This is a genomic window from Arthrobacter sp. PsM3, assembly GCF_030433895.1.
Taxonomy (GTDB): Bacteria; Actinomycetota; Actinomycetes; order Actinomycetales; family Micrococcaceae; genus Arthrobacter.
Map to the genome: position 1 here is coordinate 108,555 of NZ_JARUXE010000007.1, position 25,351 is coordinate 133,905.

At 64.0% G+C, this 25,351-nt stretch carries 27 protein-coding genes and 1 pseudogene; 15 read left to right on the top strand and 13 right to left on the bottom strand.

Annotated features, from left to right (window positions below):
* Positions 1-169 precede the first annotated feature (169 nt).
* From QCD75_RS05280 to QCD75_RS05290, 4 genes are all read right to left on the bottom strand, one after another.
* The gene (locus tag QCD75_RS05280) at positions 170-937 is read right to left on the bottom strand and encodes a hypothetical protein (RefSeq protein WP_301226404.1); all 768 of its coding nucleotides are present in this window, start codon (positions 935-937) and stop codon (positions 170-172) included.
* Between the two features lie 354 nt (positions 938-1,291).
* Positions 1,292-1,888 (bottom strand): thioredoxin family protein, encoded by a 597-nt coding sequence (locus tag QCD75_RS05285; protein ID WP_301226406.1) that lies wholly within the window; start codon positions 1,886-1,888, stop codon positions 1,292-1,294.
* Positions 1,885-2,448 (bottom strand): MauE/DoxX family redox-associated membrane protein, encoded by a 564-nt coding sequence (locus QCD75_RS22175; protein WP_367400631.1) that lies wholly within the window; start codon positions 2,446-2,448, stop codon positions 1,885-1,887. The genes QCD75_RS05285 and QCD75_RS22175 overlap by 4 nt, the downstream gene beginning before the upstream one ends.
* On the bottom strand, positions 2,445-2,912 hold the full coding sequence (locus tag QCD75_RS05290; RefSeq protein WP_301226408.1) for a hypothetical protein: 468 nt from the start codon (positions 2,910-2,912) through the stop codon (positions 2,445-2,447). Before QCD75_RS05290 ends, QCD75_RS22175 begins: the two co-directional genes overlap by 4 nt.
* A gap of 549 nt (positions 2,913-3,461) precedes the next feature.
* Here QCD75_RS05290 and QCD75_RS05295 point away from each other — a divergent pair.
* Positions 3,462-3,818 (top strand): DUF6221 family protein, encoded by a 357-nt coding sequence (locus QCD75_RS05295; RefSeq protein WP_301226410.1) that lies wholly within the window; start codon positions 3,462-3,464, stop codon positions 3,816-3,818.
* A gap of 338 nt (positions 3,819-4,156) precedes the next feature.
* On the opposite strand, the gene istA is transcribed toward QCD75_RS05295, so the two are convergent.
* Entirely contained in the window at positions 4,157-5,863 is a 1,707-nt protein-coding gene (gene istA, locus QCD75_RS05300; RefSeq protein WP_301226412.1) for an IS21 family transposase, read from the bottom strand.
* A 95-nt stretch (positions 5,864-5,958) separates the two neighbouring features.
* The gene (locus QCD75_RS05305; protein WP_301226414.1) at positions 5,959-6,180 is read right to left on the bottom strand and encodes a hypothetical protein; all 222 of its coding nucleotides are present in this window, start codon (positions 6,178-6,180) and stop codon (positions 5,959-5,961) included.
* Between the two features lie 447 nt (positions 6,181-6,627).
* Here QCD75_RS05305 and QCD75_RS05310 point away from each other — a divergent pair, with 447 nt between their 5' ends.
* Both QCD75_RS05310 and QCD75_RS05315 read left to right on the top strand, forming a co-directional pair.
* Positions 6,628-6,834 (top strand): hypothetical protein, encoded by a 207-nt coding sequence (locus QCD75_RS05310; RefSeq protein WP_301226416.1) that lies wholly within the window; start codon positions 6,628-6,630, stop codon positions 6,832-6,834.
* A 233-nt stretch (positions 6,835-7,067) separates the two neighbouring features.
* Positions 7,068-7,772: a hypothetical protein gene (locus tag QCD75_RS05315; RefSeq protein ID WP_301226500.1), complete on the top strand. Its 705-nt coding sequence runs from the start codon at positions 7,068-7,070 to the stop codon at positions 7,770-7,772.
* A gap of 417 nt (positions 7,773-8,189) precedes the next feature.
* Here QCD75_RS05315 and QCD75_RS22180 read toward each other — a convergent pair.
* From QCD75_RS22180 to QCD75_RS05335, 4 genes and pseudogenes are all read right to left on the bottom strand, one after another.
* Positions 8,190-8,441: pseudogene (locus QCD75_RS22180) on the bottom strand (hypothetical protein); the annotation flags it as partial.
* 724 nt (positions 8,442-9,165) lie between these two features.
* On the bottom strand, positions 9,166-10,047 hold the full coding sequence (locus QCD75_RS05325; protein ID WP_301226418.1) for a F510_1955 family glycosylhydrolase: 882 nt from the start codon (positions 10,045-10,047) through the stop codon (positions 9,166-9,168).
* A gap of 78 nt (positions 10,048-10,125) precedes the next feature.
* Positions 10,126-10,767, bottom strand: a complete 642-nt coding sequence (locus QCD75_RS05330) for a DUF305 domain-containing protein (protein WP_301226420.1) — start codon at positions 10,765-10,767, stop codon at positions 10,126-10,128.
* Positions 10,768-10,899: 132 nt separating this feature from the next.
* The gene (locus QCD75_RS05335) at positions 10,900-11,376 is read right to left on the bottom strand and encodes a hypothetical protein (RefSeq protein WP_301226422.1); all 477 of its coding nucleotides are present in this window, start codon (positions 11,374-11,376) and stop codon (positions 10,900-10,902) included.
* A gap of 208 nt (positions 11,377-11,584) precedes the next feature.
* Here QCD75_RS05335 and QCD75_RS05340 point away from each other — a divergent pair, with 208 nt between their 5' ends.
* Together QCD75_RS05340 and QCD75_RS05345 are read left to right on the top strand one after the other, a co-directional pair.
* Positions 11,585-12,037 (top strand): universal stress protein, encoded by a 453-nt coding sequence (locus QCD75_RS05340; RefSeq protein WP_301226424.1) that lies wholly within the window; start codon positions 11,585-11,587, stop codon positions 12,035-12,037.
* A 48-nt stretch (positions 12,038-12,085) separates the two neighbouring features.
* Complete coding sequence (locus QCD75_RS05345; RefSeq protein WP_301226426.1) at positions 12,086-12,520, top strand: hypothetical protein; 435 nt, start codon at positions 12,086-12,088, stop codon at positions 12,518-12,520.
* Between the two features lie 60 nt (positions 12,521-12,580).
* On the opposite strand, the gene QCD75_RS05350 is transcribed toward QCD75_RS05345, so the two are convergent.
* Positions 12,581-12,925 (bottom strand): heavy-metal-associated domain-containing protein, encoded by a 345-nt coding sequence (locus tag QCD75_RS05350; protein WP_301226428.1) that lies wholly within the window; start codon positions 12,923-12,925, stop codon positions 12,581-12,583.
* 224 nt (positions 12,926-13,149) lie between these two features.
* Between QCD75_RS05350 and QCD75_RS05355 the strand changes: the two genes are divergently transcribed.
* From QCD75_RS05355 to QCD75_RS05400, 10 genes are all read left to right on the top strand, one after another.
* Positions 13,150-13,416 carry a DUF2933 domain-containing protein gene (locus tag QCD75_RS05355; RefSeq protein ID WP_301226430.1) on the top strand — a complete coding sequence of 89 codons (267 nt, stop codon included), beginning with the start codon at positions 13,150-13,152 and terminating at the stop codon, positions 13,414-13,416.
* Positions 13,406-14,077, top strand: a complete 672-nt coding sequence (locus QCD75_RS05360) for a methyltransferase family protein (RefSeq protein WP_301226432.1) — start codon at positions 13,406-13,408, stop codon at positions 14,075-14,077. The genes QCD75_RS05355 and QCD75_RS05360 overlap by 11 nt, the downstream gene beginning before the upstream one ends.
* A 37-nt stretch (positions 14,078-14,114) precedes the next feature.
* Positions 14,115-15,221, top strand: a complete 1,107-nt coding sequence (locus QCD75_RS05365) for an ABC transporter permease (protein WP_301226434.1) — start codon at positions 14,115-14,117, stop codon at positions 15,219-15,221.
* Positions 15,218-15,946 (top strand): ABC transporter ATP-binding protein, encoded by a 729-nt coding sequence (locus QCD75_RS05370; protein WP_301226436.1) that lies wholly within the window; start codon positions 15,218-15,220, stop codon positions 15,944-15,946. The genes QCD75_RS05365 and QCD75_RS05370 overlap by 4 nt, the downstream gene beginning before the upstream one ends.
* A 2-nt stretch (positions 15,947-15,948) precedes the next feature.
* Positions 15,949-16,593 (top strand): TIGR00730 family Rossman fold protein, encoded by a 645-nt coding sequence (locus tag QCD75_RS05375; RefSeq protein ID WP_301226438.1) that lies wholly within the window; start codon positions 15,949-15,951, stop codon positions 16,591-16,593.
* A 100-nt stretch (positions 16,594-16,693) separates the two neighbouring features.
* Positions 16,694-17,575 carry a DMT family transporter gene (locus QCD75_RS05380; RefSeq protein ID WP_301226440.1) on the top strand — a complete coding sequence of 294 codons (882 nt, stop codon included), beginning with the start codon at positions 16,694-16,696 and terminating at the stop codon, positions 17,573-17,575.
* Positions 17,576-17,625: 50 nt separating this feature from the next.
* On the top strand, positions 17,626-17,886 hold the full coding sequence (locus QCD75_RS05385; RefSeq protein WP_301226442.1) for an SHOCT domain-containing protein: 261 nt from the start codon (positions 17,626-17,628) through the stop codon (positions 17,884-17,886).
* 285 nt (positions 17,887-18,171) lie between these two features.
* The gene (locus QCD75_RS05390) at positions 18,172-20,742 is read left to right on the top strand and encodes a heavy metal translocating P-type ATPase (RefSeq protein WP_301226444.1); all 2,571 of its coding nucleotides are present in this window, start codon (positions 18,172-18,174) and stop codon (positions 20,740-20,742) included.
* Between the two features lie 12 nt (positions 20,743-20,754).
* Positions 20,755-22,116, top strand: a complete 1,362-nt coding sequence (locus tag QCD75_RS05395; RefSeq protein WP_301226446.1) for a phenylacetate--CoA ligase family protein — start codon at positions 20,755-20,757, stop codon at positions 22,114-22,116.
* Between the two features lie 456 nt (positions 22,117-22,572).
* On the top strand, positions 22,573-23,121 hold the full coding sequence (locus QCD75_RS05400) for a recombinase family protein (RefSeq protein WP_301226448.1): 549 nt from the start codon (positions 22,573-22,575) through the stop codon (positions 23,119-23,121).
* A 169-nt stretch (positions 23,122-23,290) separates the two neighbouring features.
* Here QCD75_RS05400 and QCD75_RS05405 read toward each other — a convergent pair whose 3' ends face one another.
* Together QCD75_RS05405 and QCD75_RS05410 are read right to left on the bottom strand one after the other, a co-directional pair.
* Positions 23,291-24,511 carry an XRE family transcriptional regulator gene (locus QCD75_RS05405; protein ID WP_301226450.1) on the bottom strand — a complete coding sequence of 407 codons (1,221 nt, stop codon included), beginning with the start codon at positions 24,509-24,511 and terminating at the stop codon, positions 23,291-23,293.
* Between the two features lie 6 nt (positions 24,512-24,517).
* Positions 24,518-25,333, bottom strand: a complete 816-nt coding sequence (locus QCD75_RS05410; protein ID WP_301226452.1) for a hypothetical protein — start codon at positions 25,331-25,333, stop codon at positions 24,518-24,520.
* Positions 25,334-25,351: the final 18 nt, after the last annotated feature.

The window sequence follows — 25,351 nt, forward strand, 5'->3', positions numbered from 1 at the left end:
TCGCAGCCAAGTTCGGTCGGAAGGCTCGCCGCGAGCGGATCCCCGGGCGGCTCTGACGGGCCGGGTGTGGGGGAGGAACAACCATTGATGGTCAAAAGCACGATGGCTAAAAGAGCCAGCCTGGCTTGGAACGACCACATTTTCATTGCCCTCCCCCGATGAGCATTTGCTAAATGATGTGGATCAACAACAACACACCAGTAGCTACCCCGGCAAGACCCTCAACCCGTCCGAAGGGACGAATTCCTTCAATGACCTTGTCCGCCGCGCTTGTGCTGCAAGCAAATGAATCGTCGAACGAGGTGGCCACGGTCGTCACGATGCGTCCGGTGCCGAATGCCAAGAGCGTAAAGAGCGCCAGTGTTGTATCTCCTTGGGATGTGGCCCACAGAGCACAGACCACGAACAGCGGGGAAGCCAGAGTTGTCACGAAACCAAGCCCAAGGAAGTACCCGAAGACACCCATGTACCGGACTGTCCCCCAGCGTTCCCATTCGCGTCTGACTTTCCAACCACCTGGAGCGACAAGCGTCGGGCGCAGGATCCGGAAGGGTGCGGCCACCAGGAGCAACGCAGCAACGACCCAGAGCGGAATCTGAATGATCTGACCCAACCCAGTGAGAATCAATGCAGTCGTTGCCGCCCCGGCCAGTACTCCAACCGAGTGGACGGTGATCGTGGCTGTAGCCTGTCCGGGCTGGCCGGCCAGCCTGATTGCAGCATTCCAACCGCAGTTGGTTCTGGCACCTTGGATCCCAATGAGAAATGCCACGATCGCGAAACCTATCGCCGGGAGCCGGGTCCAGGAATCCAATTTCAGGACGCCATAGCCCGCGACTACCACGAGGACCAGTGAACCCATAACCAATGCAGCACCCAAGAGTACACGCCCGGTGCGAGTACCTTCACTGCTCTGCTTCAGTGCTATTTCAGTCATCGTAGTTTCCTTATCCGTAGCAAATGCAAGCCATCGAACCGGAGCCCCCGCCGTACCAGGAGCAATAGCAGTCACAGCACTTCCCTCCGCCCGAATACCAGCAATAGTTTCCAGCCGAGGAACAGCCCAGGTTGTACGGACTGCAGGAGTGATAGGTTCCGCTTGCGCAGTTGCTGCCACTGCAGAAGGCGCTGCTGGTACTGCGGCAATCAGGGAGGCCTTGGCAAGGGAACGCCGCGATGGCTGCTGTTTGGCCCAAGCTCACTCCGGCCACTGCCCCAAAGACACCGGCCAATGAGACCCTCAGCATCTTCCTGCGGTTAATTGCGCGGGTGAAATTAATGATGGGACTGCTCATGACGCCTCCTCGACGGAATGGCCCTTGTCCAGCTCTGCCACATCGAGGACCAGTTGTGGCTCTTCGGCCAGCTTCAGCGCCCAGTCGATTCCGGCCCTGCCATTTATGATGGATTTCCCTGCAACGGTGCCTTCGCCATCGACTACGATCGCGAACGGTGTCCCGTTGACCTCATACCGGGACGCCAGACTGGCCCGTTGGTCCCACACAACCTCAACGCGTCCGCTAAGCGGCCGCGACCAGGCCGTAACGTCGGCCTGGCGTCCGGAACATAGGACCAGCACCCGCGCCAAGGAGGTGGACAAGTCATAATGGGCAAGTTCATCGCGGATCTGCGCGCAGAGCTCGCAATCTGTATCGGCGAAAACCAGCACGGTGGGCTGCGCGTCGGGTAAATAGAGGTCCTTCCCCTCGACGCTCTTTCGGCCAAAGGACAGTACAGAGCTTCCCACCTCGGGACCCTGACCTGTCTTGTTCTCTGGCTTGTTCATGTAGAGCTGCCCAAAATGCCGATACAACGCCAGCACGGCAATTGCGATCATTATCAGCAGAATCCATGACGCGACGGCGCTGATTGTCAGAAGTAGAATCATGCTTCTTGTGTCCTCTCCGAAGATTCCCCGCGTGTTCCGGGTACCCAATTGAGCTCGGTCCGCAATCTGCGGCGATAGTCGCCCAGTCGCAGCACCCCGCTGGACATGGCGAATATTTGAATCCCGGTTACCGCAAGGAGCACACCAACGGTGGTTTCCATTGCAGACGGGAACTGCGTTGCTGGGGAGAACACGAGGATCAGCGAACTCGCGGCCACAGCTGCTGCACGAATGGTTCCCACAAGCGGCAATTGGTGGTCATCGATCTTCCCAAAGCACGCACAACTTGAACGTGAAGTACTCCACGAACGGAGCTGTACAAGGAGAAACAGCCCACCCGCGATGGTTGCAGCGATAGCCCCCGGTCGCTCCAACCCCGGAAGCAGCAAGCAAACAGCAATGCCCAACTCGACGGTCACGACCCCGACGAGACCCGCCGTCAGCGCCCTTGCCGATAATCCGGACTTCGCCAAAAAATCGGTGAACCGGACGGGCGCGCTCAATTTTCCGACCGCTGCCAACACAAAAATGGTCGCGACTGCGACTCGGAGCACAGTCATCTCAATGCCCTGATCAACGGAACCTCGCTGGCAGCATCCAGGAGGCCGGCTGCTCCCTGAATGTATGAGGGCGAACACCGGATTGCTAACGCACTGCCATCAGGGAGCTTGAACAATAGTGAATGCTGGGTGGAAGTGTCCCAGTGGACGGGACCCACGATAGTGTCCCATTGCCCTTCGCCCGGCCCCGGAACCCAGTGCCCGTCAAAGTAGTCGGCCTGGAGCCTTCCCAGCGCGAAGCGTCGCGGCTCTTTGGATTCCACAAATGCCAGAGCGGCACCGGCCGGGGAATAGCAGACGGAGAGCATCTTGGTCTGCTCGTAGCCGGTCCCGACTTTGTATCTGACAATGACTTGGCCAGGGTCGTCGTGGAACTCGATCCTCGGCTGCCCCTCTGCGATTCCGAAGTAGGAGTAGCCCCCTGGAGGCTTGCCCATCTTCAAGGAATCAGTTGATACCACCATTTCCGTCCTCCCCACCTGCTTGCGACGATGAGTAGCCGCGGTGTGCGGACGGACCGAGGGTCCGGTAAATTCCAGCAGGAGCGGCATTCTCTGGTGAACGTTAAGTTGCCGCTGAGCCGGTAATCCTGACATCGCGACTTCGACTTTTTGAGAATGGCTCCTTAGGACATATCAGCAGGAGCGTTCGTGCCCATCGCCCGTATCCGTTTGCACGCGTTCAGCCACAGCCGCGCAGCCAGGGTGCCAGTCGAATGGCTATCCCAGAAACCAAGGAAGTGAAACACCTTGATGGGAACGACCGCGCCAGTTATCCGTGCCCGGGGGTCTTCCACAGCGACCCCGGGTGGTCTCCGATAAGGCTGCGATCCCAGGGCGAAGTGGGCTCAAATTAGATTGACATTCTCAGGGCAAGAGTCTGTGCCCTCAGGAGACACCGCTGCTGACCTGCGCAAATCGCAATGAGAGGTACCGGTGGACGTCGAGCCCAACCCACCCCTGCACAGGAGCAGGAACCCATGGGGAATGAACGGCAGATGGAATGATGGGCCCATGGATATTGTCGGTTTTCTGGAAGCACGCATCGCCGAGCGGGAATCAGCCATCCGCGAGGGCTCTTTCGTCTTGCGGATCTTCGACGATCATGAAAACGGAAGCGAAGACAACTCCTCCCTGGGCAAGCGAATGCTGGCAGAGTGTGCCCAGAAGAGAGCCATCGTCGCCAGCTGGAAGGAAGCTGCCGACGCCGAAGGGATTAGCGACCCCAGCGAAGCCGAAGGGACAGTTGCCATTGCCCGCCGGGCCATGCTCACCATCCTCGCAGGCTCCTATCGGGAGCACCCGGACTACGAGCAATGCTGGTCATCCGGTCTGCCAACAGACATAGCCAGCGAATCCGCGAAAGAGTGAAGCGTACAGCCGAGTCGGGACGAACCCCCTTACGCCGGGATGTCGGCTTCTATGGCTACGACGGAGGCTGAGCGTCAGCACCACGGGACCGGGCACCTCGTGCCAGCGCACGGCGAGGTTTTTGTCCGGGCTTCCTGGGGCTCTGCCTGACCGGCAGCACTGGCCGGCGATGAAGGGGATGTCGTGGGTGGCTGCGAGTCCGCGCTCCGCGGACTCGGGTGAAGATGCACGTTCACGACACTACGGTCGCCCCCGTTCCGGTCCGCATGGGGGGCTCGGTGCATGTCATGCTGATGTCAGGGCCGCGGGGAGCTCGGTCAGCGCGGTGACTGTGACATTCAGGAGCCTGAAAGTAGCTGGGGTAGCTTCCCCCATCCCTGTTCAGTCATGCCGTGCGCAGACCCGCGAGGGCGGCGCCGTGGATGTCCCGTATCGGCGGGGTCCGCGTCTTCGACCGAGAGCAGCCACTGAAACTCGTCACGGATTCCGGCATCGCTGACCACGTTCTTGGCCTCGGAGAGGAACACGCTGGTGCCTAGGTGGGCGATAAGGTTCCGGTCCGCGGAGGGTTGGTGGTCGAAGTTGAACTCCTCCAGGTCCTTGTGCGCGGGAAACCTTGCGGCCTTGATCCGGGTCGCCGCTCCGGAAGCTTCGCGTTCGGAGACTTCACGGGAGAGAACGGCTGCCAGGTATTCCTCGTGGGACCCGCCGGCGTCCCTGGCCTGGTCCCCGAGGCGGCGGAACCCGTCGCTGATCCGGGGTGCGCGCAGGGCACGGGCGTAGTACTCGATCTGTGAGGGTGTCCCGGTCATGACGCCGTCTCCAGCAGCCCTGGCCGGGTCCTGGCCGAGGTCGATGCCGAAGATCTCGTCGTAGGCGGCGAGATCCCGGATTTGCACGGCTTCCTCGGGTTCGGGGCGGCGCACCCGCTGGGTCCGGAAGTCCCTGCGCATCTCTGCGGCCCGGGCGACATGGGCCGGATCGGTCACCACCAGATGCCGCGCCCAGGCCCGGACGTGGGTGGCGATGATGACGCCGTCATGGGTGACCCGGACGGTGTCCAGATCAGCGGTGACATCCACGATCCGTCCAATGAACGAGGGGTCCACGGAATAGTCGTTGGAGAACACCCGCACGTAGTAGTCCCGCGGGAGCCGCCCCGCGTTGCGGAAGACCGTGTCCGGGGTCACCGGCGGCAGTTCACGCATCCTTTCCCGGTCCAGGACGATCAGCTCGTCGGGGCGGCCGTGGCGGGACCGCGAGTAACGGTGGTTGGCCGTGGGCAGCCAGTCCTCCAGCTGGCCGTTGAAATCCCCTGGCGAGCGGAAGTCCCGGCCCGGCATAAAGCGTTGCCGGAAGAACCTGTTCATCCGCTCGACCATGCCCTTGGACTCCGGATCCCTGGGCGGGAGCAGCTTGACCTCCAGTCCCAAGGATCCGGCGAACGCGGCCACCGGCTCCGTGGGACGTCGCCGGCCGATGCCGGATTCGTTGTCCCACAGCAGCCGGGACGGGACGGCCTGCGCGTCCTGCAGCAGAGTCCACATTCCGCCCAGAAGGTCGGGCGTCGTCCGCGACGGCAGCATCCGTGCCTGGATGAATCCCGAGAACGCCGAGGTCATCACCAGCACAGGTGGCGTGTCAGTCTGGCCCTCACCGACGGGCAGCGGATCATGCGGGAACCACAGGTCGCACTGGACCTGGAATCCCGGCTCGTGGACCAGACGGTCGGCCGGGTCCGGCGGCGCGTATTCCGGCCGGATCGCGGCGACCTTCGCCCGGAACAGCGATGCGGAACCGGACCAGCCCACCCGCTCCGCGAGCGTTGCGGCTGGCATCGTCGGCGTCTTCACCAACAGCTCCCGCACCCTGGGCGCAAACGCATCAAAACTCGATACTCCCGGTGCCCGCTGGTACTTCGGCGCCCGATCCGACTCCAGCGCACGCTCCACCGTTCCGCGGGAAACCCCCACGATCCTGCCGATCTCACGCTTCGAGTGCTTGCCCGTCGAAAACAGGTGGCGTATCTCCGCCCAATCATCCAAATTGCTCACCTTCCATAATGGTCGGTGGCCCTATTTTCGGCTGGCGTTAACAGTTCCGGTTCCAAGGAAGTGGAACACCCTATGAGGCGAGGCTTTCAGTTTTCCGTCTCGTGCCCTTCGGGGTCCTCCAGGGCTTCCATGGCTAGTGCAAGGCTTTGAAAGTCAGCTGGGGATGGATCCTTTACCTCGTAGAGGTAGGTATCGAAATCGAAGAGCGTGGCGGTGCCGCCGTGAATCCAGTATCTGATCCATAGGCTGTGCAGGGTGATGGCGTATTGTTCGATGAGATTTCGCGCTGTTTGCCTTGGGTCATTCATGGTTGCTGCCCCGTTGCCGCTATGCCCACCGTCTCACCTGACAGGCAGGCTCTTTGTAGGTAATTTACCGTGAGGCCTGTTCTTGGACAACGGAAGTTGCACGACTTGGGGCTCTAAACCACACCGGTTTCCGGGTCGAAGGGTTCGTGGGGCGGTGGCAGTGCACTGAAGCGCCGGCAACACACTGAGATTCGCACCTGCGGTTCTCAAAATCCGATTCCCGGACCCAGAACCGCTGTACGAATTCGAGAACTGACATCGAGAAGCTTCTCCTGAACGGCTAGCACGTCTTCAGCTCTCAATTGGGAGCGTTCTCGAAATCCTTCGTTATCGAGAAGTCATTGCATCTTGGGCATGTGGGTCGTGGCGTACGTGCAGGCAGTGCGCGATGATGGCGATAACGACGGTTAGGCCGGATGCTCGTCGTTTCGGAAGGCAGGAATCTCGATGGCTTGGGCAGCGTTTTCCAGAGCCGGGGTGGTCGTCCTTGTGGCCCTGATCCTGGTCATCCTTACGATCACAACTGTGGCGCTGCTGCTTGCCGCGCAGCCGCATACAGACCGGATCGTCGACTGCATCCCTGGGTACCACAACGTTTCGGGTCCGGCCAGCGATTGCATTCCCAACGCACCCGGATCGGCGCCGTCATCCTGAATCAGCTCAGGCCATCGTCGTACGCGAACGCGAACGGGGACGGGAGAGGGATGCCAAATAGTGCTGCGAAAAAAATGCCAGATATCTCCGAAGAGCACATGCATGGGATTTTTTGCAGCGGGGGAGTGGCTGAAGGGTGCCGCGGTGGGACACACCAATCCGTGGCGCCGTGTGCTCCGAATCACAATCGACCAGCGGGATCTTCTCACCGGCCGTTGACCAAGGAGCGAATTGTGAATCGCAAATCCGTAGTGGCCCTCGGGGCCTCAGCCGTCGCATTGATCGCCGCAACCACACTGGCAGTGGGGCCTGCGCAGGCCCATGACTCCAACTCAGAAGAGAAAACAGTCACCCTGACCGCCAAGCTGCGGCAACTCAACGGCTCCGGGGCGTCCGGCACCGCCACCGCAGTCGTTAGCGGTCAAAAGATCAAGCACATCGAGGTGCACGCCAAGGGCCTGACTCCTGACGCGCCGCACGCCCAGCACATCCACTACGGCAAGCAGGCCGAAAACGAGTGCCCCACGCTCAAGCTGGATACCAACAAAGACGGGCGGCTGACCACCCTCGAGGGCGTGCCCGCCTACGGGCCGGTCGTCGTGTCCCTGAATACCACCGGCGAAACCACCCCCGCCAGCTTCCTGGACGTCACGCGCTTCCCGGTGTCAAAGGACGGCAAATACAACTACAGCCGCAACAACATCAACTTCACCGATGTTGCAGGAACCGGGTACCCCGGTGCCGGAGGTACCGGCACCGCCAAGCAGATCGCAGACGCCATCCGCGACGGTAAGGGCGTGCTGGTCATTCACGGACAGGACTACGACGGAAACGGCAAGTACAACTTCAGCAACCCCGAAGGCGCGAGCGAGCTGAACCCGAACCTCCCGGCAGAAGCGACCGACCCGGCCGTCTGCGGCGTCCTCGAAGAGCACTAAGCCGCCCCCGGGTCGCTGACCTGGCGCAGTGCCCCGGAGCAACACTAAATCCGATGGTCCGCCCCGGTGGAGCGGGCCATCGGCCTGCGCCGACCCGGAAGCCACGCTGAGGTGGACCCATAGTGACGGAGACGAGGCAGTGGGGCCATCCCCGCTAGCCGGGCCGGGACGGATAGCAGGTACAAGCCGTTGCAGCCGCCATCCGTCCGGCCCGGGTACAGCAACCGGCAAGGTGCAATGGCGCGTTCCCTGACCCTGGCAGCCCCGCCTCCGGCCAGGCGCTGGACCAGGGCGAGGCCGGTGGGGGTCCGGGCCAGTGCCGCTCCAAGGACGATTACCGGCTTTTCGGATGACCGAGCGCAGGACCAGCGCAACGATGATGACATCGTCGGCGTACCCGATAACGGGAAGGAAATCGGGTACCAAGTCAATGGGCGAGGCGAGGTAGACCAGCAGCAGGATCAGGCGGACACGGACCCCGCGGGGCAGGCTCCGGTCCACGGCCAGCCTGCGCAGCAGGGTCAGCAAGTCCGACAGCAGCCGCAGGGCTTCCTTCATGCCCACGGTTTCCGGGTGTTTACGAGCGTAGAGGGCCAGAAGGACCAGCAGTAGGGCATAGATCAGGACTACGCCACCGATAAGGGCAATCGCGGCGTCCCACCAGTTCATGCCGTAACTTCTTCGGTGGTGTGTATGAATATTCTGGCCATGGGGTGTCTGACTCCTTGCGATGGATCTGCCTGGCCGGAATCTTCAGAACGGTGATGACAGGAAGCCAGGTATTACCGCCCGAGCCTGGTCCCGGGCTTCCGGCCCAATTTCCCCCTTCGCGGTCTTGACCAGCGACCGTGCGCTAGTGCCGCCATATAAGTCAGGAGGAGGATACCGATAAATAATCCAAAATCAGATCCCAGCAGGAGGTTCACGGAAAGAAATATCCCGAAGGTGGAAATTCCCGTGATGAAGAGTGTCCGCTCCGCCCAGATGTCTCCGCTGCGGTACGAGAAGCCCGCCAGACTGGCGATGGCAATTCCGAGTCCGATGGCAAAGGCACCCCAGGACCTGAATACCATTCCCATCCAATCGAACAGCGCAGGGTGAAGGCTCCGCAACTCCTCCGGCGTCATCCCGGTGTAGCGCTGGTCTTCTGGCAAAAGTACGACGGCAGGCCTGAGTAACACGAAGGCTGACCCCATCAGGACAGCCAGTACGCCTATGGCTACAAGAGTTACCCATGCCACTTTCGGGGGTGTTTGATCGTGCACAGCGTTCCTACTCGTCCAAGGATGTGAATTATTTGTAAACATACCCAATGAGCGAGGCCGGCTTCGGCAGGATGATCCCGCTCAAACGCTGCAAAGTCAGCCTGCGGGCGGCTGCAGTGCTCGTGCGGTCAGGAGGGGTCGGCGGGACGGAACGTCATTCCGCCGTCGGTGGAGACGACGAGCCCGCTGGCCGTGGCAGCCCAGATCGATGGGTTTGCCTCCGGGCCCTTCACGGCCGCGACAGCCTGGACTGTGTCTTGGATTTTGCCTTTTCGGGTCCAGCTCGCCCCGGCGTCCGCGGAGGTGTGGACTGTCCCGTCGGGTTCGACTCCGACGGCTTCGGCGGGGCTGGCGAAGGCGGCGAACTGGACCACGGGTCCGGAGTCCACCGTTGTCCAGGTCTTACCGCCGTCCGTTGAGCGGCGGATCCCTTGCGGGGTGGTGGCCAGGACAGTGTCGCTGGTCGGGTTCCCAGCGAGGACGGCCGGGACGAAATCGGCGGCCACAGTGGTCCACGTTTTTCCGTCCGGGCTGGTGCGCAGTGCGCCGTCGAAGCCGACGATCCCGGATTTGGTCGCGGTGAGCGCATGGAAGTCGGATTCACCCTGACGGGAGAGCTTTTCCCACGTTTTACCGGCGTCGGTGGATCTGATCAGCCCAAGCGGGTTGGCCAGGTCGGAGCCTTCTCCGGGGTGGCCGGAAGCGTAGAGGACGCCGTGGTCGGTGCCGCCGGTGAAACCCATCAGGTCGTTGGTGGCGCCGATTTTGGCAGCGGGCTGTTTCGTCACGTCGAACAGGCCATCGTGGGTGGCCAGGAGCACCTGGCCGGTTTCGCTGCTGACGCTCAGACCGTGAATGTGCGCGTCAGGCATGGCACTGCCGGTGCTGCCTGTCGGGGAGGGGCCGGCCGGGACGGAGGACGGACCGCATGCTGACAGGGCAAGGATGAGGCCGGCGCCGGCTGCCAGGACAACTGTGGCGCGGACCCGGGAACGGGCGGGATTGGGCATGAGGGCTCCAGGGATTCAGAGGGGTGTGGCAGGGGAAGGGGCGCCGGCCCGTGACGGGCCGGCACCGGAGGACACCGGTCAGAGGGTGGCCAGCAGGTCCTGCATTTCCTTGATTTCGGCCTCCTGGGAGGTCACGATGTCGTTGCTGAGTTTGATCGCGTCAGCGTTCTTGCCCTGGGAGACTTCGGTCTTGGCCATCATGACCGCACCCTGGTGGTGGGCAACCATCTGCGTCAGGAAGAGCTTGGCTGCCTCGGTGCCCTGGGCGGACTGGAGCTGCTTCATGTCGTCATCGCCCATCATGCCGTCCATGGTGTGGCCGGCACCCATGGTCGCGGGTTCGTTCCAGTTCTTGAGCCAGCCGGTCATCTTGTCGATCTCCGGTGCCTGTTCGCCCTTGATTCTGGTTGCGAGGTCAGTGACCGACGCGGGGATGTCCTTCTTCTGAAGCATCATCTCGCTCATTTCCACCGCCTGTTCGTGGTGGGGAATCATTCCCTGGACGAACATGGTGTCGGCCGCGCTGTGTTCGGCAGCGGCAGCCGGTGCGCTGCTGGACATCATCCCCGGGCCCTGGCCCATTCCCGGCATGGAGCTGGCGGAGGAAGCGGAGCTGCTGGGCGTGACGGAGGGTGTGGATGAGCCGGTTGAGCAGCCGGCGAGGGCGAGTGCCGCAGCGATGGCGGTCGCGGAAAGAGTCAGAAATTTCGTGTTCATCATGGCTGTTTAAGTCCTTCAAGACGTACGTGGGCGCGTGGGCGCCAGGGGAGGGTGTGCATCAGTGATGCGCCCGGCCCAGAAGTGAGTCAGGCAGGTACGGGCGCCGGTCAGGTCACAGCGCGGGCCCCTGTTTTACGTTCTGCTGATGCAGAGTTCGCCCGGCGAAGGACTGCCGGGAAGATAGGACCGCCGCGCGCTGATCGTGCTCGGCGTCCCTGCGCCGGGTTGACGGGCGATGATTCCGGTGCCCGGCAGCGGAGCAGCCAGGGAACTGGTTTTCGCCGACGGGGTGCACGCCGCGGACATGGACTCCATGCTGGTGCAGTCACCCGAATCCGCGCACTGCCCGGACCGGGCACCTGCCTCGTCCTGAGCTGCGGGCAAGCCCGGGGCAGAGGACGGCCCGGGAGGATGTTCTCCCGGGTGGCCGGCCGGAGATGACTCGTGAGGGGCGCCGACGGATGCTGCCGCCATGGGCGGGGAGTGCATGGCATGGGTGGCGGTCATGACATGCATACCGAAAATCCCGGCAATAAGGGCCAGGACCGCGGTAAACAGGCCCGCACGGCGAAGGAACGCGACCGAGGTGATGTGTGCCGGTGCGGTCATGACGGTCCTCCCTTCCGTTGTGGGCTTCCAAATCAAGGCTACCGGCCCTGCGGCATAGCACTTACCGGTACAACGAGCCTGCACCGGATTCTGTTTCTGCCACCCGCCGGTGCAGGTGATCAGGCGGGATCGTCCGACCTTGCGGTCAAAACCGTGCGGGGACCACACTAAGGGCAACAGTTGCAGGACGTGGCGGAGGGCGGGGCTCATGGGCGGGGATGGTGTCTTCATTATCGTGGCCGGGGTGGATGGTTCGGCCCCGTCCCGCCTCGCCCTGGAATGGGCAGTCACGGAGGCCCGCCTGCGCAACGGCCAGGTCAGGACCGTGACCGCGTGGGAGTTCCCGCCCGCAACCGTGGGGATGGAAGGGCTGGTCTGGGACCCGGACGTCTTCCCCCAGGCCGCGCGTCAGCTCCAGCACGAGGCCCTGAAGCGCGTGGACAGCGACGGCGTGACGGTTACCGGTGATGTTGTCCAGGGCAACGCGGCCGCCGTCCTTTTGCGGGCGGCCGAGAATGCTGACCTGCTGGTTGTCGGTTCCCGCGGTCTCGGCGGTTTTACCGGATTGCTGCTCGGCTCCGTGTCCACGCAGGTCCTCCATCACGCCCCTTGCCCGGTGCTCGTGGTCCGGACCCGGTCCCGGACCGCCGGCGAGGAATGAGTGATCCGTTGACCCGCAAAGGGAGCCCACCCGGGGAAGGCAGCGGCCGTGACCGGTGACCACTCCTCCCGCTTGCATCCTCCGGGCGGCCCCGACGGCGGGACGGCTCCGGAGCGAACCGTCCGGGGTCGGCTCCACGCGCTGTGGCACACGGTGGTCGGCGCAGTGGGCCTGATCATGGGCCTCCTTCCACACGTCCTGCACCACATCGGACTGCTCGCCGGCACCGCACTGGTGGCCGGATCCGGCGGCACCGAACTGTTCGGGGCACTGGGGCTTCTGGCATCCATCCCGATGCTGGTCCGCCTCTACCGGCGGTTCGGCAGCTGGGTCGCACCGGCGCTGGGACTGGCCGTCTTCGCCGCCATGTTCTCCCTGTCGGCGTTTGTCATCGGCCCGGCCATCAGCGGCACCGGAGCGGACGTGACCCCCGGCCCGGTACCCACCACGGAGCACACCGCCGAGCACACCGGAGGCCACTGACCGACCTGGACATCCGGGAACCGGGTCCTTCACCGGGGTTGTTAAGGGACCGTGGAACCGCTACTTCGCGCCGGTCAGGACGTAGCCGGAGGAACGCACGGCCTCAGCCAGCGCCTCCTGGTCTGCGGTGCCGGTGACACTGAGCCGCGACGTGCCGCCCGGGACCAGCTCGACTGTTGCCAGCTCGACCCCGGACACCCCGGACACGGCCTTCTCGACGGTCTGGACGCAGTGTCCGCAAGTCAGCCCTTCCAGGGCGTACTGCGCGCCGGAAGCTTGAACCTCCGGCGACCCGGCCGCCGGAGTCGCAGCCTGCGTTTCGTCCGCGGGGGAACAGCAGCTGCAGCCGTGCTCTGCCGTGGAGGTCAGGGGGAGCTGGGTTCGTGTTTCGGTTGTTCCGCACATGTCAGTTTTCCTTCGGAGCGAGGGATAAATGGGGCTGTTGTGGTTGAAAGGCTGTAACGGCCGGGGGCCTGGACAAACCACGTCACTGACAACACTTAAAGAATACCCCCTAGGGGTATGTTACACAAGGGTCCCCTCGTGACGGGGCGGGCGCCGTGTACCGCCCCGCACCGCGGGCCGTCAGGCTCTACCTCCTAAGCCATGTGGGGGGCGATACTCAGGGTATGAGCAGTTTTCCTGAACCGCGGGAGTTCCCGCCCGGGCGGCCGTCCCGGCCGTGGACGCGGGTCCTGCTCACTGTCCTCGTGGCTGGAGCCAGCGTCTACCTGATCTCCAACCACTGGCGGCACGTCCTGGACGCCCTGCCGTACCTGGGTGTGGTCCTCATGATGGGCATGCACCTGTTCATGCACGGCGGCCACGGAGGCCATGGAGGCCATGGCGGCGCCGGCCGGGGCCCGGACGGGGAAGGGGCCGGGCATGTCCACTGACTACGGATACGACCTGTGGTGGCTGGTGATCCTGAATTCGCTGATTTTCATTGTCTTCGCTTTCAGCTTCATCAGGCCGAAGACGAAGCTGGACTGGCGGGCGCTTGCCGGCTATTCCGCGTTCATCGTGGCGTTGTTCACGGAAATGTACGGTTTCCCGCTGACGATTTATCTCCTCTCGGGCTGGCTGGGCAACAGCGTCCCCGGCCTGGACCCCCTGACGCACAATTCCGGACATCTGTGGCAGGACCTGTTTGGCTGGCCCGGGGACGCGAATCTGAGCCCGTTGCACGTGCTCAGTAATGTCCTGATTGCGGCGGGCTTCAGCCTCCTGTATCTGGCATGGCGGGTTCTTTACGCCGCGCAGGCCAGCCACCGCCTGGCCACGACCGGCCTCTACGCCCGAGTGCGGCATCCGCAGTATCTGGGATTCCTGACAATCATGCTGGGATTTCTGCTGCAGTGGCCCACGTTGCTGACCCTGCTGATGTTCCCGGTCCTGGTCATCGTGTACCTGCGCCTGGCCCGGAAGGAGGAGCGCCTGATGGCCGCCGACTTCGGCGAAACCTATGCAGCCTACCGTCGGCAGGTCCCCGGGTTCTTCCCCCGGTTTGGACGCCGTCCAGCCGGCACCGGACAGAAGCGGCAGGAGGGCCCGTGAGAACAAGGTGGTCGGGCACGGCGGAGGGGATGGCACCATGCTGTTCCTGGCGGTAAAGAACCTGGTCCAGGAAAAGACCCGGCTGCTGATCAGCGTCGGCGGGGTCGCGTTCAGCGTTCTGCTGATTATGAGCATCCAGGGCCTGTACCAGGGCTGGAGCAACAAGATCGGCGAATACATCCGCACCGTGCCCGCCGACTACTGGATCACCCAGACCGGAGCGACCGACATGTTCCACACCCCGTCCGTGCTGCCCCTTACCGTCCGGGATTTCCTCACCGGTGTCGAGGGGGTCGCCAGCGCCAAGCCGTTCAGCGGCCGCCGCGTCGCGTTCGCGCACAACGGCAAGGACATCAACCTTTACGTCATCGCCGACGACACGGAGAACAACGTCGGGGCCCCGGCGCGGGTGGTTGAGGGCAAGGCAGTCCCGGACAAGGGCGAGATCATCATCGACCGCGTGGTCGGACGCAGCGAAAACATCCGGATCGGGGACACCATCCCTGTCGCCGGCAGGACGCTGAAAGTCTCCGGCTATTCCGAGGGCGGATACATCCTCAGCTTCTCCTTCGCGTTCGCCACCAAGGAAGACGCCGAAAGCATCCTCCAGCTTCCCGGAGCCACCAACTTCTTCCTCATCACCGTCAAAGACGGTACTAACGCCAACGACGTTGCCTCGCGCATCGAAGCCGACCCTGCGGTGGACGCCATCACCAAGGACATGTTCGTGGAAAACAACACGAACATCGTCCGGGACACCTTCCTGCCCATCATCCTGGTCCTGCTGCTGATCGGAATCGCCGTGGGTATGACCGTCATCGGTCTGACCATCTTCACCTCGACCATCGAAAAAGCCCGCGAATACGGGGTCCTGAAGGCCATTGGGGTGAGCAACCGCCAGCTCTACACCGTCGTAGTGGAGCAGGCCGTCACCGCAGCCGTGCTCGGGTACCTCCTCGGGGCGGGACTGGCCCTGGCCGTCAGCGCCGCCGCGGGAAACTATGTCCCGGAGTTCATCACGGAGATCCGCTGGCTCGATGCCGCCTGGATTTTCGCCGTCACCGTGACCATGGCCGTGGTGTCCTCGCTGCTGCCGGTCCACCGGCTGGCCCGCATCGACCCGGCGGAAGTGTTCCGCGCATGAGCGTCGTCTCGGTCGAAGACGTGTCCAAGACCTTCGGGGCCGGCCACACCGCGGTGACCGCCGTGGACCACGTGTCCCTCAGCGTTGACGCCGGGGACATTGTCCTCGTAATGGGACCCTCCGGGTCCGGAAAAACAACCCTGCTGTCCATGATCGGCACCCTCATGTCCCCCACGACGGGCCGGATCCTCATCTCCGGGCAGGACACCTCCACCCTCAAAGCCGCACAGCTGTCCAGGCTGCGGCTGCGGGAGTTCGGCTTTGTGTTCCAGACCTTCAATCTGCTTTCGGCACTGACCGCGGAGGAAAACGTCATGATGCCCCTGATCACGGCAGGGGTACCCCGGAAACATGCCCGGGGCAAAGCCCGGGTGGCGCTGGAGCAACTCCAGCTCGGACACCGGCTGAGGAACCTCCCCCGGGACCTCTCCGGCGGGGAGAAACAGCGCGTGGCCATCGCCCGGTCCCTGGCCAACGACCCCCGGCTGATCCTTGCCGACGAGCCAACCGCCAACCTGGACGCCAAGACCGGTCAGGACGTGACCTTGCTCTTGTGTGAAACGGCCTGTCGGGAAAACAGGGCCGTCATCATCGTCAGCCATGACCAGCGGCTCCGGACCGCCGCCAAAAGGGTCATCACCATCGAGGACGGACGCCTCACAGCGGAAGAACGCGGGGAACACGACCGGCACTGCCGCATGCACCCCGGAGCGGGATCGTCATGAAAATGACGGACGAAGAGCTGCTCGCCTCGCTGGCCGACCCGGCCGACCCGGCCGAAGACTCTGCCCGGATGGAACGGATCAGAACGGAAATCGACGCCGGATTCCACCTGCTCTCGGGCCGGCTCGGGAAGGCAGTCGCCGTCTTCGGATCCGCGCGCCCCGGACCGGAGGATCCCCGCTACGCGGCGGCCCGGACGATGGGTTCACGGTTTGCAGAGGCCGGGTTCGCGGTGATCACCGGGGGAGGCCCGGGCCTGATGGAAGCCGCCAACCGCGGAGCCGTGGAAGCAGGCGGCACCTCCGTCGGTCTCGGCATCGAACTCCGGCGCCAACAGGCGCTGAACCCCTACGTGGAGGTGTCCATGACCTTCCGGTACTTTTTCGCCCGGAAACTCATGTTCGTCCGGTATGCCTCGGCATTCGTTGTCCTTCCCGGCGGATTCGGCACCCTGGATGAACTCTTTGAAGCCCTGACACTCGTCCAGACCGGAAAAATCCACGAATTCCCCGTCGTCCTGATCGGCACCGAGCACTGGGCCGGGCTCATGGCCTGGATCCGGGAGCGGCTCCGCGACCGGGATTCATCGCCCCCGATGACATCCGTCTGCTGCGGTGCACCGATGACATCGATGAAGCCGTCGGGCTGATCCAGCAGTGCCACCTGCGCCGGCTGGCCCTCTGAGGCCGGGGCTGACGATGCGCGGCCCGGGCGCGGGACAGGGCAAGGGGGCGCCCCGCCCGGGAACGATGCTCTGGATCACCGCGGCGTGGGGCCTGTGTTTTCTGGCCATCCGGCTTGGCCTGCAGGATGCGCCGGTCCTGTGGTTCGCGGCCCTGAGGGCACTGATCGCGGCAGCGGCACTGCTGCTGGTCTGCGTGGTTCAGCGCCGGAACCTGCCCCGCGGGTGGCGGACCTGGGCGCTGATCACACTGATGGGGGTCACGAATGTCACGGTGGCCTTCGCCGCAATGTTTGCCGGGACCGCCGGGATGGCCATCGGAGCCGCAGCGGTCCTGGCCAACGCCCAGCCCCTGCTGATCATCCTGCCCGCCTGGTGGGTCTACGGCGAGTCCCTGTCGGGACGGACCGTGCTCGGGGTCAGCATCGGATTCGCCGGCCTGCTGGTGGTCGGGCTGACCAGCGGCGGCGGTTCCGGTGCCTGGTTGGCCCTGCTCGCGGCCGCAGCCGTCACCGCCGGAACCCTGCTGGCCCGGGGTCTCGGCGGCGCGGATCTGGTTGCGGCCAGCGCCTGGCACTTCCTGATCGGCGGGGCACTGCTGGCCGGGATGGCCGCCGTGCGGGAACCGGTGCCGACGATCAACTGGACCCCGCAGTTCATCGCGGTCTTGCTGTTCCTGTCCCTCGTGGGGACGGCGGCGGCGTTCCTGGCCTGGTTCAGGGAAGCCACGCGCTCCCGCCTGGACCTCCTGACCGCGTGGACCATGCTCGTGCCCGTCATCGGCATCGCAGCCTCCCTGGTCCTCCCCGGGGAACGGCCGCCACCGTCGGCGGCGGCCGGCACCGGCCTGGTCCTGGCCTCGCTCTGGCTCATGTTCCACCAACGCAACCGCCGGACAGGCCATGGCACGGGGACCAAAGACTCTGACGTTGCAGGCCAAACGCGTTGATAGTGAGCCGCAGGGGCACAGATGCGTCCGCGGGCCGGGAGGAGACAGCGATGATGTATTGGGACGGGAACATGGGCCTTTGGGGGTACATCCTGATGGGGGTGGGCTTTGTCCTGTTCTGGGCCGCCGTCATCACCGCCATCATCCTCTTTGCCCGCTCCATGGGCGCGGGCAACCGCAGGTACGAGGGCGGCGGACCGGGTCCGGGCGGTGCGGAGAATCTGCTCGCGGAACGGTTTGCCCGCGGCGAAATCGACGAGAGCGAATACACCGCCCGGCTCAGCGTGCTCCGCCGCGGCCGAGGAGCGTGACCGCCGGGGTGTCCGCAGCCAGGACGGTGCTTGACGTATACCCCTAGGGGGTATACGTTCAGCTTAGCCGGAAAACGTCGTCGCGGGCGAACCCCTCTACGCACTGAAGGTCCGGCAATAGGTGGACAAACCCGTTGCCCTGCCCGGATCCCTCATTGCCAAAGGACGCACAATGCCTGCTCAGCCCACGCCCGCCCGGACTGCTTACCAACCGACAGCGGCCAACAGCCGCAGCCTGCCTGCCGGGCGGACGGCCCCGGCAGCAGCGGCGCTGAAGGAGGAGTGGTGACCACCCTTCTGAAACGAACCGTCGTGGAAGTCCGCGGCCTGCACTGGGCCAGCTCCAAAGCGGTCGTGGAACACGTCCTGCTGCAACGGCCCGGAGTCGCCGCCGTCGATGCCAACCCGGTCGCCCAGACCGCGACCGTGAGCTTTGACCCGGCAGTGACCTCCGTGGAACAGATCTCCGGATGGATACGGGACTGCGGATACCACTGCCGTGGCGAAGCGGTCCCCGACCACGTCTGCTACCCGATGGACGAAACAGGACCCACACCCGGAACGGAGCATGACAACGCCGGCAAGGCCGGCCATCCGCCGTCCGGACACGTCCACCCCGGAGCAGCGCATCCGATGGAGCATGTGCTCCCGCCGGAGCCTGATCACCAGGGAATGCACCCGGGTCATGCGCCGGAAACGGCGGAACACCACGCCGGCCATGCCCATCCTCCGGCGGACAGCCATGCCGGCCACGGCCCGGGCCCGCACGGTACGATGCCCCGGACCCCGCAGGAGATGATGGGCCACGGCGGACACCACGGCGGAATGTCGATGGATGACATGGTCAAGGACATGCGCAACCGGTTCCTGGTCGCGGCAATCCTGTCAGTGGGCGTGACGCTGTGGTCCCCGATGGGCCGGGACATGCTCGGCTTCACCGCACCGACCCCGTTCGGGCTTCGTGACGACGTCATGGCCCTGATCCTGTCCCTTCCGGTCATCTTCTACTCGGCCTGGATCTTCTTCGACGGCGCCTACCGGGCGCTGAAAGCGCGCACACTGGACATGATGGTCCTGGTCGCGATCGCCGTGGGCACCGGATGGCTTTACAGCGTCTGGGTCACCCTCACCGGCGGCGGTGAAGTATTCTACGAAGCCGCCACCGTCCTGACCTCCTTCGTGCTGCTGGGCCACTGGTTCGAGATGCGCGCACGCGGCGGCGCGAACGAGGCCATCCGCACGCTGCTCGAGCTCGCCCCGCCGGTCGCGGTCGTCATCCGCGACGGCGAGACGGTCGAGATCCCCACCTCCGAAGTCCAGACCGGGGACCTGCTGCTGATCCGGCCGGGATCCAAAATCCCCGTTGACGGGGAAGTTGAGGACGGCCAGTCAGAGGTCGATGAGTCCATGGTCACCGGCGAGAGCCTTCCGGTGACCAAATCCATCGGCTCGGAAGTCATCGGCGCCTCCATCAACACCACCGGCACCATGCGGGTCCGGGCCACCAAGGTCGGAGCCGACACCGCCCTAGCCCAGATTGTGGCGCTCGTCCAGGAAGCCCAGAACTCCAAGGCCCCAGGCCAGCGGCTGGCCGACCGGGCCGCGTTCTGGCTTGTCCTGGTCGCCCTGATCGGCGGAACCCTGACGTTCGCCGCCTGGCTCGCCCTCGGCGCCGGAGTCCAGACGGCCCTGCTGTTCGCGATCACCGTTGTCGTGATCACCTGCCCCGACGCGCTGGGCCTTGCCACACCGACGGCCATCATGGTCGGCACCGGCCTCGGCGCCAAACGCGGCGTCCTGTTCAAGAACGCCACCGCCCTGGAAGTCTCCGCCCGGATCGACACCGTCGTGATGGACAAAACCGGCACCCTGACCAAGGGCGAACCGGAAGTCACCGACGTCGTCGTTGAAGGAATCGGCGAAAACGAACTCCTGGCCCTGGTCGCCGCGGTGGAGCAGGAATCCGAACACCCGCTCGCCGCGGCCGTGGTCCGGCACGCCCGCGAACACGGCGCACCCGTCCTGGCAGCCTCTGATTTCCTCAACGTTCCCGGGCACGGGGCCGGCGCCACCGTGGACGGGCACCGGGTCCTGGTCGGCAACCGAAAACTCATGGCCAACGAAGGCATCGACCTGGGCCCGTTGGCCGCGGTCCGCGATGAGCTCGCCGACACCGGACGGACCGCCGTCCTCGTAGCCGTCGACGGCAAGGCCTCGGCAGTCATAGCCTTGGCCGATGCCGCGAGGGAAACCGCGGCCGCGGCCGTCGCGGCCCTGCACGAGGCCGGGATCGAGGTCGTCATGCTCACCGGCGACAACGAAGCGACCGCCCGCAGGATCGCCGCCCAGCTCGGCATCGACACCGTCATCGCCGAAGTGCTTCCCGGAGACAAATCAGCGAAGATCGCCGAACTTCAACAGGCGGGGAAGAAAGTCGCCATGGTCGGCGACGGCGTCAACGACGCCCCGGCCCTGGCGCAGGCCGACCTCGGCATCGCGATCGGCGCCGGCACCGACGTGGCCATCGAAACCGCCGACCTCGTCCTGATGCGCTCGGACCCGCTGGATGTGCCCATCGCCCTGCGGATCGGCAAGGGCACCCTGCGCAAAATGCGCCAGAACCTGGGCTGGGCCGTGGGCTACAACGCGATAGCCCTGCCTATCGCAGCAGGGGTCTTCGCCTTCGCCGGCCTTGTCCTCAGCCCGGAAATCGCGGCCCTGTCGATGTCCGGATCCAGCTTCCTGGTCGCCGTCAACGCCCTGCTGCTCAAGAGGCTCCGTCTGCCCCGGCCGGAAACACCCGAGGCGACCACCGCGCGTACGTCCCAGCCGCTGGCCCCGGCCGGGACCCGCTAAGCGACCACCACCATGGACCTCCGCCTCATCACCCGGGTGCTGTTCCTGCGGGCCGCATGGCGGAGACGGGACCACTGGGACGCCGCCCAAATCACAGCCCACCAGGACCACGCACTGGAGGAGCTGCGCCGCGCAACGTACGCCGGCTCAGAGTTCTACCGGCGCCATCACGCCGGCCTGCACGATGCCCCTCTGGACCAGCTGCCATCCGTGACGAAAGCGGACCTGATGGCTCACTTCGACGAAGCCGTCACGACACCAGGCCTGAGGCTGGCAGATCTGGAGAACCACCTACTGTCCCTGACTCAGGGCGGGGGAGACCCGGGGGTGCCGTGGAAGGGCCGGTGGTGGGCGGCGGCAACGGCCGGAACCACCGGCCGGCGCGGAACCTTCATCTGGAACCGTGCCGAATGGGCGACCGTCCTGGCCTCCTACGCCCGTGCCAACGACTGGGCCGGGATCTCCGCCGGCCTGACCCGGCCGCTAAAAATGGCGTTGGTGAGCTCCCGCGTCCCCACACACCAGTCCGCCGTCGTCGGTGCCTCGTTGCGCTCCGGACTCGTCCCCACCCTCCGCCTGGACGTCACCGCACCCATGGATGAGACGGTCGCCGCGCTGAACCGGTTCCAGCCCAGGATCCTCGTCGGCTACGCCTCAGCACTGGAACCCCTCGCGGCCGAGCAGCTCGCCGGCCGGCTGCACATCTCACCCCAAGGCGTGATGTCCGCCTCCGAAGTACTCAGCCCACACACCGCTACCGAACTGGAAGCGGCCTGGGGGAGTGCACCCTTCGATGTCTACGCCGCCACCGAAACGGCCGGAATCGCCTCCCCCTGCACCTACCGAAACCGCCACCTCTACGAGGACCTGCTCATCATCGAACCCGTCGACCAGGCTGGCAGCCCCGTGCCCCCGGGGACGACCGGGGCAAAGCTCCTCGTCACAGTCCTGTTCGCCCGAACCCTGCCACTGATCCGCTACGAAATGTCCGACACCGTGAGGCTAGGCGGACGGGGCTGCCCCTGCGGACGCGCCTTCACCATTCTGGAGGACATCGAAGGGCGCATCGAAGACGTCCTGCAGCTCCCAGGCAAAGCAGGCAATGTAAATGTCCACCCGAACGTGTTCCACCACGTCCTCGACCAAGCCGCCACCGCAGGCTGGCAGGTCATCCAGGAGACCTCGGGGCTCCGGGTCCTCATGGTCGGCCTCGCACCCGGAGCCTCCACCCAAGGGGTTTCGACTGCCGTAGCCAGCGCGCTCAAGGAAGCCGGTGTAGTAGACACCCCGGTGGACGTTCAGCTGGTTGAACGCGTCGAACGGACCGCTATGGGGAAAGCACCCTTCGTGCGCAGGCTGACGGGCGGCCAATGACAAATCGGTCTGCCTGAAGCAAACCCCGACCGGGCTATTCGGCGAGGCATCGGGGCGGGACCCGGCCAGGTCCCTGGAGACGGTGACCATCCAAACGGTGAAGTCGTTGTGCCGGATGTCCAGTTCCATCGCCTTCCGAAAAGGCTCTATTACCGTCCCGGTGCCGTTGACCGACTTGCAGGCTCGAGTGCAGGCGACTTCTGAAATGCGGTGCAGACGACTTTTGAAAATGACAGCACCATTAGCTCGACGAAGCTGGTCTATGAGGTGGACCTTGCCACAGCTCAGTCTCACAACGATCGATTACTGAGACGGTCGGGCGGTTTTTCAGAGCGCGTCAGGAGTCTCCAGAATCTCGCGGTTCGACACACCCCTCCACAGTCTCAGAATGCCGTCCAACAACAGATAGTCTCACAACGGCAAATTGCTTGGCATTTAGAGAATACGGGGACGTCCATGGCTGTAATCGGGTACGCGAGGGTTTCCACCGCGGAACAGAACCTTGATTTGCAGCTAACTGCACTCAAGTCCGCGGGCGCAGCTCGGACCTTTGCCGATAGCGGTGTCAGCGGTTCAACGGTTGAACGCCCTCAGCTGTCCAAAGCTCTGGACCGACTGGAGGCCGGCGACGTACTCACGGTGTGGAAGCTCGACCGCTTGGGGCGCAACACCCGTCACGTCCTTGACCTCGTTGAGGAGATTAGGGAGCGGGGAGCAGGCTTTCGGTCCCTGACCGAAGGGCTGGACACGACCGGGCCCATGGGCACCGCTATGTTGACGATCATGGCCGCCTTTGCTCAGCTGGAGCGCGACACGATGATCGAACGCACCAGGGCCGGCCTAGCCGCAGCGGCAGCCAACAACCGCCACGGAGGAAGGCCCCGCAAAGTGGATGCTGCTGCTGTTGCCCGGGCTAAGGAACTCAAGGGCAAAGGAATTAACGCCTCCGACATCGGTAAGATGCTCGGAGTCTCCCGCGCCACGGTCTATCGGCACCTTCTCTAGGCTGCGCGGAATGGTCCTGGCACTCGGACGATCTATGTAGTCGGGAACTCGTCATTCCCCCGGCCGTGAGCAGCGACGTCCGGAGCTCGAGCAACAGGATGCCCGAACCTCCGTTGATGCCGACCTTGGCGGGCACATTCGTCCGTCGCAAGGCGCTGCCCCGACTGGCTTAGGGTGCTGTGGGACCATCATCGGGATCGCGGCGGTGAAGCAGCGAGATCACTTGTGCTCTTGTCGATCTGCCCGCCGGCAACCCTGTGCCTGATTCTTGGGATGGGGCTGGAGTTATTTCGGGGGTCCGGGACGTCATTACGTGAAAAAGGTCAGCCGGAACCCCGCATTCGTTCACTAGAGCCCGTTCACTAATGCCGTCGGCCGTCAACAGCTCCACGGCCCGAGGGAGTAGCGAAGGTGTTTCTACAGTTGAGATAAGACCAGGTTCAGCACGGCGCCAGCCCTTTGCAGAAACGGTCATCATGGCGTTTCTGTAAGAAACATCCGACAGACGTCCAAGCTGTCGAGCTCTGAAAAGGAGCGATTGGAGGCTGACCCGCCATTCTTCTTTTAGGCGGCCAAAGGTTCGCCACGCAGCAGCATTCAGAATCGTGGGAAGCTCGTCTCTGATTTCGACCTCGGGAACCAAGAATTCGGAAGCAAACCTGTTCGCTTGCTCTTCGACGATGCGGCCACCGGGTTCTGAATCGCCGTGCATGACCAGATGACCGAGCTCGTGCGCAGCATCAAAACGCTGACGGTAGTAGTCCTGCTTAACTGGGTTGAGGACTATGGCAGGTCGGACGGCGGTAGTGAACGAGTAAGCGTCGACGGATGCAGCCTGCTCGGGGCTGAAAACGACCAATACGCCGTTGTTCTCAAGGAGACGGATCATATTTCGGATCGCTCCAGTCGGAAGGTCCCACTCTCGTCGGACTAACCGGGCAGCGGACTCGGGGCCGTTGCCGTCCAGATCAGATTCGTCGACAGGGAAAGCTGGAACGTTCACGTCGGGAAATTCGACCCGGGTTTCTAGTGCAGATGCGACATCCACGGCGAGCAGGCCATACGCGTCCGCCTGGTCACGAGCGATCTGAGTGGTCGAGCGGAGAGACCGGAAATGCGGAACGCTCTTCGCTGAAGCAATAGGAGAGGGTCGCGCAGAAAAGAAACTCGGATCAACTTGCAAGGTGAGTGCAAGTTGCGCAATAGCGGCTGGGCTCGGACGCTTGTCACCAATTTCCCATGAGCCAACTGCAGCAGGACTCATGCCGATCGCGGACGCAAGATTGCTCTTGCGCCATCCCGCTAGTTTCCGCGCAAGAGTCAGGCGGGAGCCGTCAAAAAAGGCGGCTGCGTCGGAGGCCCGGCTAGGTGCATTTATCGTGTAGTTCATTGGCTCTTAGCGTTCTTCTGCCGTAAGGGGCTGCCTTGCGGACTTGTTGGCGCGTAGCTTGACCGGTGCATCGGGCTCGTTCACGTGGTCGTCGTTCGAGGGCCCGGCGGGAGCAACTTGACGTGAACCACCCTTGACGGGAGGTGCCGTGAGAAGGTCCTGGGACCAGCTCCAGGCCGAACCGTCTCCGTGACTTAGACGGGGCATCCCGATCCTGAGTTCACCCTGCCAGGTGACGGGATCTTGCGAATGAGCCAGGACTAGCGTCAACTGATCCAGATCCTCAACATTTGGCAGAGTCATGGCATCTAAAAGCCCGGCATCTTCGTCACTGTGAAGTTCCTCGAACAACGAGGCCTGATCCGGGTTGAAGTTTCCCTGCTGTGCGACACGCTTCTTGGTCTGACTTTTCCTGTCCCACCGGATGGAGTCCAATTTTCCGTACGGACCGGAAGCCAGCAGCCACCGCATGCCGTCAAACGACCAGCCGATGCTTTGGTTCAGGTTGGATCGGCTGACCATATCCGCCTCAAGTACTGGCATAGTGTCGATTTCAGACTGCGGCAATGTCGCTGTGACGACGTCTCGGCCCTCTGCGGGCAGGGCATCTGCAGCCAGAGCGTAGCGGCCGCAGGAAAATACACGGTTGAGCCGATCGCGGAGGAGAGTATACCGAGTCTGCCCCACCCAACCCGCGTCGTGCCCTGACTCTTCTGAGTACTCTTCCGCTACTTGGCGCGCTGCCGAGCGGTATGCCCATCGAATGGCATCGAGAGTGCCTGCTTCTTCGAGCTTGCGGATGAGGTCATCTCGTTCGATCATGATTTCAGACTACACCAT

Coding starts and splice junctions, on each gene's coding strand:
- QCD75_RS05405 (WP_301226450.1), bottom strand. CDS start 24,511: ATGAACTACACGATAAATGCACCTAGCCGGGCCTCCGACGCAGCCGCC.
- QCD75_RS05385 (WP_301226442.1), top strand. CDS start 17,626: ATGATGTATTGGGACGGGAACATGGGCCTTTGGGGGTACATCCTGATG.
- QCD75_RS05350 (WP_301226428.1), bottom strand. CDS start 12,925: ATGTGCGGAACAACCGAAACACGAACCCAGCTCCCCCTGACCTCCACG.
- QCD75_RS05340 (WP_301226424.1), top strand. CDS start 11,585: ATGGGCGGGGATGGTGTCTTCATTATCGTGGCCGGGGTGGATGGTTCG.
- QCD75_RS05395 (WP_301226446.1), top strand. CDS start 20,755: ATGGACCTCCGCCTCATCACCCGGGTGCTGTTCCTGCGGGCCGCATGG.
- QCD75_RS05310 (WP_301226416.1), top strand. CDS start 6,628: ATGGCTTGGGCAGCGTTTTCCAGAGCCGGGGTGGTCGTCCTTGTGGCC.
- QCD75_RS05370 (WP_301226436.1), top strand. CDS start 15,218: ATGAGCGTCGTCTCGGTCGAAGACGTGTCCAAGACCTTCGGGGCCGGC.
- QCD75_RS05380 (WP_301226440.1), top strand. CDS start 16,694: ATGCTCTGGATCACCGCGGCGTGGGGCCTGTGTTTTCTGGCCATCCGG.
- QCD75_RS22175 (WP_367400631.1), bottom strand. CDS start 2,448: ATGACTGTGCTCCGAGTCGCAGTCGCGACCATTTTTGTGTTGGCAGCG.
- QCD75_RS05365 (WP_301226434.1), top strand. CDS start 14,115: ATGCTGTTCCTGGCGGTAAAGAACCTGGTCCAGGAAAAGACCCGGCTG.
- QCD75_RS05360 (WP_301226432.1), top strand. CDS start 13,406: ATGTCCACTGACTACGGATACGACCTGTGGTGGCTGGTGATCCTGAAT.
- QCD75_RS05305 (WP_301226414.1), bottom strand. CDS start 6,180: ATGAATGACCCAAGGCAAACAGCGCGAAATCTCATCGAACAATACGCC.
- QCD75_RS05325 (WP_301226418.1), bottom strand. CDS start 10,047: ATGCCCAATCCCGCCCGTTCCCGGGTCCGCGCCACAGTTGTCCTGGCA.
- QCD75_RS05280 (WP_301226404.1), bottom strand. CDS start 937: ATGACTGAAATAGCACTGAAGCAGAGCAGTGAAGGTACTCGCACCGGG.
- QCD75_RS05375 (WP_301226438.1), top strand. CDS start 15,949: ATGACGGACGAAGAGCTGCTCGCCTCGCTGGCCGACCCGGCCGACCCG.
- QCD75_RS05295 (WP_301226410.1), top strand. CDS start 3,462: ATGGATATTGTCGGTTTTCTGGAAGCACGCATCGCCGAGCGGGAATCA.
- QCD75_RS05330 (WP_301226420.1), bottom strand. CDS start 10,767: ATGATGAACACGAAATTTCTGACTCTTTCCGCGACCGCCATCGCTGCG.
- QCD75_RS05400 (WP_301226448.1), top strand. CDS start 22,573: ATGGCTGTAATCGGGTACGCGAGGGTTTCCACCGCGGAACAGAACCTT.
- QCD75_RS05410 (WP_301226452.1), bottom strand. CDS start 25,333: ATGATCGAACGAGATGACCTCATCCGCAAGCTCGAAGAAGCAGGCACT.
- QCD75_RS05290 (WP_301226408.1), bottom strand. CDS start 2,912: ATGGTGGTATCAACTGATTCCTTGAAGATGGGCAAGCCTCCAGGGGGC.
- QCD75_RS05285 (WP_301226406.1), bottom strand. CDS start 1,888: ATGATTCTACTTCTGACAATCAGCGCCGTCGCGTCATGGATTCTGCTG.
- QCD75_RS05355 (WP_301226430.1), top strand. CDS start 13,150: ATGAGCAGTTTTCCTGAACCGCGGGAGTTCCCGCCCGGGCGGCCGTCC.
- QCD75_RS05335 (WP_301226422.1), bottom strand. CDS start 11,376: ATGACCGCACCGGCACACATCACCTCGGTCGCGTTCCTTCGCCGTGCG.